Source organism: Rathayibacter sp. AY2B5 (genome assembly GCF_002931645.1).
Taxonomy (GTDB): domain Bacteria; phylum Actinomycetota; class Actinomycetes; order Actinomycetales; family Microbacteriaceae; genus Rathayibacter.
The window spans coordinates 1-5,602 of sequence record NZ_PSUE01000050.1; the positions used below are offsets into that span (position 1 = coordinate 1).

The following is a 5,602-nucleotide window of genomic DNA, read 5'->3' on the forward strand; positions in this document are numbered from 1 at the left end:
ACCCCACCGCCCCCGGCCCCGCCGGACGCTCCGCTCCCGCCGTCTCAGGCCGTGAGTCCGCCGAACAGCAGTGACACCGTCATCGCGATGACGACCGAGTCGAAGGCGGACGCGATGACGACGTTCGCGCGCACCAGGCGCCAGCCCTCTCTCGAGCGGATCTCGGCCGAGACCGTGGCCACCGTCGTGGACAGCAGGAGCGCGAGGGTCGCGTCGTCACTGAAGTGCGGCGCCTCCTCGAAGGCGAAGCGCCCCTGCGACCGCCGGGGCGACCGCGACTCGAGGCGCAGGCAGGCCTGTGCGACCGAGAAGACCATCAGCACCCTCGAGCTCGCGACGGCGAGCAGGGCGGCGGCGATAGAAGGGGGCTCGCTGCGGAACTCCGTCCTCTGCGCGATCGCCACCGTGACCGCGATCGCCACCGTGATCACGATCGCCGGCACCGCCGCCGACAGCGTCGTGCTGGTCGCCCCGGTCGCCCCCAGCATCCGCGGGAGGAGGCGCCGCTCTCCGCGCGCCTCCTCCTCGGCGGCGCTTCGCAGCGCCTGCTCGTCGAGGCGCGAGTACGAGGCGGCGCTCCAGCCCACGGAGAGGGCGGTGGAGAGCGGCCAGCCGAGCAGATGGACCGGAACGAGGGTCGCCGTCGCATCGACGGCCCGTCGCCAGGAGCGAGCGTCCCCCTCGCCAGGACGAGCAGCACCACCACGATCGTGACCAGGAGGCTCACGAACACCCGGAACAGATCGGAGCGGGACCGTCTGCGCGCGGTCATCGCCGCCCTTCCCGTCAGGGGCCCGGAGCGCGCCCCGAACAAAATCCACGCCGTTCCGTCCTGCCGCGTCCCGTGCGTTACCAGGCCATTCGTTGCAACCAACAACAAATCCCCCGCGCACCCGGCAGAATGGATCCATGACCTCACGGAGCAACTGGGCGGGCACCTACGAGTACCGCGCCGCCGCCATCATCGAGCCGGAGTCCGTCGAGGAGGTGCAGCGCCTCGTCCGCGAGAACGAGCGCGTCCGCGCCCTCGGCAGCCGCCACTCCTTCAACTCCCTGCCCGACACCCCCGGCGCACTGCTGCACCTGGGGCGCCTGGCCTCCGACCCCGTGATCGACGCCGAGGCGAGCACCGTCACCGTCGGCGGCGCCACCCGCTACGGCGTCGTCGCCGCGCACCTGCACAGCAACGGCTACGCCCTGCACAACATGGGCTCGCTCCCGCACATCTCGGTCGCCGGCGCCATCGCGACCGGCACCCACGGCTCGGGCGACCGCAACGCGAACCTCTCCTCCGCCGTCTCGGCGCTCGAGCTCGTCACCGCCGACGGCTCGCTGCGCACGATCCGCCGCGGGGAGCCGGGCTTCGAGGGCGTCGTCGTCGGCCTCGGCGCCTTCGGCATCGTCACCCGCGTGACCCTCGACATCCAGCCGACCTTCGACGTCCGCCAGGACGCGTTCGTCGACCTGCCCTGGGAGCGCGTGCTCGACGACTTCGACGCGATCACCTCCTCCGCCTACAGCGTCAGCCTCATGACCCACTGGTCCTCGCCGACGGTGGAGCAGCTGTGGCTGAAGACCAAGGTGGCGGCGGGATCCGTCGCCGACGTCGACGCGACGCACCTGGGCGCGGTCGCCGCCTCCGCGAGCCTCTTCGCCGTCTCGGAGGGTGTCGACTCCAACCTGAACCCGTTCGGCGGCTCCGTCGGACCGTGGTCCGAGCGCCTGCCGCACTTCCGCCTCGACCGCGAGCCGAGCGCGGGCGACGAGATCCAGAGCGAGTACATGGTGCCGCGCGCGAACGTCCGCGAGGCGATCGTGGCGCTGCGCGCGATCGGCGAGCGGATCGACGAAGTCCTGCTCATCACGGAGCTGCGGACCATGGCGGGCGACGACCAGTGGCTCTCCCCCGCCGGAGGCCGCGACAGCGTCGGCGTGCACTTCACCTTCAAGAAGGACCGCGCCGGCGTCGACGCCGTGCTCCCCGCCGTCGAGGGCGCGCTGCTGCCGCTCGGCGCCCGGCCGCACTGGGGCAAGCACTTCCTCGCCGGAGCCGACGAGATCGCGCCGCTCTACCCGCACCTCGAGGAGTGGCGCACCCTCCGCTCCGAGTGGGACCCCTCGGGCCGCTTCGCGAGCGACTTCCTCCGCGACCGCCTGCTCGGCTGAGCGGCACCCGCCCCGCGGAACCAGGCAGGTTCCGCGGGACAGGGCTCACCGGACGCAGCACAGGACGGGGCTCACAGGACGCAGCTCACAGGACGCAGCACAGGACGGGGCTCACAGGACGCAGCTCGCGGGACGCGGCCCACAGGACGCAGCTCGCGGGACGCGGCTCTCGGAACGCCGCTCAGAACAGGCGGGCCGCGTCGGCGGGCTCGACGAGGTCGCGCACCAGCGCCGGGATCCGCTTCCGGAACGGGAAGAACCCCCGCGACGCCGACGGCCACGCCGCACCGTCCCAGCGGCGGCGCACGGTGACGAGCGCGACCCCCTCGTCGGCGAGAGCCGAGCGGAGCGCCTCCACCCGCTCGCCGACGGGCCCGACCGGCGCGTACGGAACGACCACGGTGTCGATCCGCTCGGACACCGCCCAGTCGACGACCGTCGCGGCACGCGCGTCCGCCAGCACCCGCGCCGGCCGGCCGCTGGAGTCGGAGGTGCGCTCGGCGGCGTCGGCGAGCGCCGCGGCGGTGAAGGCGGCGACCGCGTCGGAGACTCCGGACGGCGAGCGCCCGCCCGCGTCCCCGGTGACGGCGCACGCGACGAGGCGCTCAGCCAGACCCGGCTGCTCGGCGAGCAGGCTCTCCGCCTCGAGGTCCTCCTCGTGCAGCAGGAGGCCGGGGCGGGCGCCGACGGTCCCCACGACGTCGTCCTGCTCGAGCGGTGCCCGCGGCGGGAAGGGCTCCTCGGTGAGCGCGCGGGCCGTGGTGGCGAGGCCGCTCGGCGAGAAGCGCCCCTCCGTGTAGCGGGCGATGTTGGACGCGGAGGCGAGGTAGGTCTTGCCCGGAGTCTGCAGGCCGGCGACCCATCGCCACGACAGGGTGTTGGACGCGGCGTCGCCGTCCAGCAGGTGCCGGTAGAAGAAGTCGGCGCCGAGCTGCCAGGGCAGTCCGAGGGTGAAGATCCAGATGCTCGCGAACCACATGCGGGTGTGGTTGTGGAGGTACCCGGTCTCGACGAGCTCGCTCACCCACGCGTCCATCGCGTCGATGCCGCTGCGTCCGCCGATCGCGTCGAGGTACCCGGGCGGAGGATCGCCCGCGGAGGAGTCCGCCACCTCACGGCGGTAGCGGCGCCAGACGTCCGGGTTCTGCTCGAGCCAGCCCTTCCAGTAGGTGCGCCAGAACACCTCCTGGACGAACTTCTCCGCGGCGGTCAGGCGGTGCCGCGCGAGGACCGCGGCGACGACCTCCCGCTCGGTGACGAGGCGGTGGCGGAGGTAGGGCGAGAGTCCGGAGACGTTGTCCCGGGACGGTCCGAGGTCGTGGTTGCGGTCGCGGGCGTAGGCGGAGCCCGCGCGGGCGACGAAGTCGTCGAGCGCCTCGAGACCGGCGGCTCTGGTCGGGATGAACATCGCCCCATCATCGGCGTCGGCCCGGTGAGAACACCGGCGGCGGCCTCCCGAGTGCGCTCCGGGGACGGAGGTGCCCGCCGAACGCTCGTCAACGGGGTGACCGGCGCCTCCGACCCGACGTAGCGTCGGAGGACGAGAGGGAGGCCGCCATGCCCCGCGAGGAACAGATCCCGTCCACCATCGAGCGCTCCGACGAGCACGCGCAGAAGCTCTGGTCGGCCGCGCACGACTCGGCCGTCGACAGCTACGGCGACGGCGAGCGCGCCCACCGCACAGCCTTCGCCGCGCTGAAGCACGAGTACGAGAAGGTCGGCGACCACTGGGAGCGCAAGGCCGAGAGCGGCCCCTCCGACTCCCGCGCCGAGGGCCACGGCCGCTCCCCCGGGGGCGAGACGGCGGGCGGAGTGGACGCGAACGCGACCAAGGCGCACCTGATGGACCTCGCCAAGCGCCTGGACGTCTCCGGCCGCTCGCGCATGACGAAGGCCGAGCTCGTCGAGGCCCTGCAGAAGGAGAGCACCCGACGGACGCGCGACGCGCGGTGAGGGCAGGGGGGCGGGGTCGGGAACACCCGCCCCGCCGAGCCCCGGCCCCGCTCAGTCCAGCGCGTCCCGGACGGCCGCCATGCCCAGCTCCAGCTCGGCGAAGGTGGTCGACAGCGGCGAGAGGCCGATCCGGATGCCGTCGGGTCGGCGGAAGTCCGGCACGATCCCGTCCGCCTGCAGCCGCGGGACGAGGCCGGCGAACGACTCGTGCGCGATCGTCACGTGCGAGCCGCGCCGGGCGGGGTCGAGCGGAGTCGCCACCCGCACCCCGCGCGGCACCAGCCACGCGTCGGCCAGCTCCAGCGCGTACGCCGTCATCGCCTCCGACTTCGCGCGCACCGCGGGCATGCCCACCGAGGCGATCAGCGCGATCATGTCCTGCATCGCGAGCATCCCCGTGATCGGCGGGGTGCCGCTGAGGAAGCGCCGCATCCCCTCGGCCGGACGGTAGCCGGGTCCCATCTCGAACATGTCGGCGACGCCCATCCAGCCCTGCACCGGCTGCGCGAGCGAGCCCTGGTGCCGGGAGGCGACGTACGCCCACGCGGGCGCCCCCGGGCCTCCGTTCAGGTACTTGTAGGAGCAGCCGACCGCGAGGTCCGCGCCCCACGCGTCGAGCTCGAGCGGCACCGAGCCGACGGAGTGGGAGGCGTCCCAGAGCACGAGCGCGCCGGCCTCGTGCGCCTGAGCGGTGATCGCCGCGGCGTCGGCGAGGAACCCCGAGCGGTACGCGACGTGGCTGAGCAGCACCAGCGACGTCCGCTCGCCGAGCACCGGGGCGAGGTCGTCGGGGCCGACGCCGCTCCCGGGGTCGGAGTCGATCCAGCGGAGCGTGCTGCCGGTCTCGGCCGCGATGCCCTCCAGCACGTACCGGTCGGTGGGGAAGTTGTCGGTGTCCACGACGATCTCGTCGCGCCCCTGCTCCGCCTGGCGGGCGATCGCCGCGCGGGCGAGCTTGTAGAGCAGGACGGTCGTGGAGTCGGCGACGACCGTCTGGCCGGCCGCGGCTGCCAGCACCGCGGAGCCGAGGGCGTCGCCGACCTCGAGCGGCATGTCGAGCCAGCCCTCCTCCCAGCCGCGGATGAGGCGGCCGCCCCACTCCTCCTCCGCGAACCGCGCGAGCCGGGCGACGCTCGCGCGCAGCGGCCGGCCGAGCGAGTTGCCGTCGAGGTAGGAGCGGACCTCGGGGGTGCGGACGAACAGCTCGGGGCAGTGCGCGATCGGGTCCTGGGCGTCGAGCGGATGCATTCCCTCACCCTAGGTCGCGGGTGCCGGGCGCGACGCGTGCCGCGGGCCCCCGGATGCGTGCCGCCGGGGTCCCTGACGGGTGCTGCCGGGGCCCCTGACGCTGCTCGGACGCCGCCCACTGTCCAGAAGTCGTCGCACTCGCGGGCGAATACGTATATAACTGGCTAGTAAGCAGAGTACGAATAGTTATATGAGTCTGGGTCGAAAGAGACATGTAGTGGTGCAGAACTAATTC

At 73.3% G+C, this 5,602-nt stretch carries 5 protein-coding genes; 2 read left to right on the forward strand and 3 right to left on the reverse strand.

Going from position 1 to position 5,602, the window contains the following annotated elements; translation table 11 throughout:
- Positions 1–44: 44 nt before the first annotated feature.
- The gene (locus C5C30_RS18150) at positions 45–911 is read right to left on the reverse strand and encodes a DUF1345 domain-containing protein (protein ID WP_104334177.1); all 867 of its coding nucleotides are present in this window, start codon (positions 909–911) and stop codon (positions 45–47) included.
- Here C5C30_RS18150 and C5C30_RS17095 point away from each other — a divergent pair.
- The gene (locus tag C5C30_RS17095; RefSeq protein WP_104334178.1) at positions 910–2,166 is read left to right on the forward strand and encodes a D-arabinono-1,4-lactone oxidase; all 1,257 of its coding nucleotides are present in this window, start codon (positions 910–912) and stop codon (positions 2,164–2,166) included. The genes C5C30_RS18150 and C5C30_RS17095 overlap by 2 nt on opposite strands.
- A 181-nt stretch (positions 2,167–2,347) precedes the next feature.
- Here C5C30_RS17095 and C5C30_RS17100 read toward each other — a convergent pair whose 3' ends face one another.
- A complete protein-coding gene (locus C5C30_RS17100) occupies positions 2,348–3,574 on the reverse strand; it encodes an FAD-binding domain-containing protein (protein ID WP_104334179.1) in 1,227 nt (408 codons plus the stop codon).
- Between the two features lie 149 nt (positions 3,575–3,723).
- Here C5C30_RS17100 and C5C30_RS17105 point away from each other — a divergent pair, with 149 nt between their 5' ends.
- Positions 3,724–4,119, forward strand: coding sequence for a ChaB family protein (locus C5C30_RS17105; RefSeq protein WP_104225169.1), 396 nt, complete (start codon positions 3,724–3,726; stop codon positions 4,117–4,119).
- Between the two features lie 51 nt (positions 4,120–4,170).
- Here C5C30_RS17105 and C5C30_RS17110 read toward each other — a convergent pair whose 3' ends face one another.
- Positions 4,171–5,367, reverse strand: coding sequence for a kynureninase (locus tag C5C30_RS17110; protein ID WP_104334180.1), 1,197 nt, complete (start codon positions 5,365–5,367; stop codon positions 4,171–4,173).
- Positions 5,368–5,602: the final 235 nt, after the last annotated feature.